Genomic DNA, 667 nt, shown 5'->3' with positions numbered 1-667 from the left:
AGCGTCGCCGCCGGTGCCGGCGCCGGTGGCGAGGCTGACCGTGACCCCGGCCGCGCTGCCATCATAGCTGGCGGTATCGGTGCCGGCGAGGCCGTCGATGTGGTCGGCGCCGATCCCGCCTTTCAGTGTGTCGTCACCGGCCGTGCCGACCAGCGTGTCGTCGGAGTCGATCCCCGAGACGGTTACCATCACGGTGGCGGTGCCCCCGCCGGCGAGGGTATAGGTGAAGCTGTCCGTCCCGGTCAGGCCGGTGGCGCCGGAGCCCGCACCAGGCAGGTGGTCGAAGGCATGGTTCGGGTCGTAGATGAAGGTCCCGTCGGCGTTGAGCGTCAGATGCGCGCCGGAGGCAAGTGTGATCGTGACGCCGACCGCCGCCGCGCTGCCATTCACCGCCGCCACGGTGAGCGGACCGTCCAGGTCGCTGTCCGCGCCCGAGCCGTTGTCCGCGAAGACGTTTCCGGTCGTGATGGCGAGGGCCTCGTTGGTCGCGAAGGCATCGGCTTGCGCGAAACCCTGATCGTCGATGGAGGTGACGGCGACGTTGAAGCTGCCGGTGGCGGTGCCGCCGTTGCCGTCGGACAGGGTGTAGGTGACGACGTCGGGGCCATTGGCATTGGCGTTCGGCGTGTAGACCAGGTTGCCGTCGACATCGAAGGAGACGGTGCCA

1 protein-coding gene is annotated in these 667 nt (G+C 69.3%); it reads right to left on the bottom strand.

The window, feature by feature from the left end; genetic code table 11:
- Nucleotides 1-667 (bottom strand): Ig-like domain-containing protein (locus AAHM41_RS40295; RefSeq protein ID WP_342242273.1); only part of this gene is annotated, 667 nt, incomplete at both ends.

It is taken from the genome of Inquilinus sp. OTU3971 (assembly GCF_038440215.1).
The sequence above is the reverse complement of the archived record's forward strand: the minus strand, read 5'-3'. Positions and strand labels throughout refer to the sequence as shown.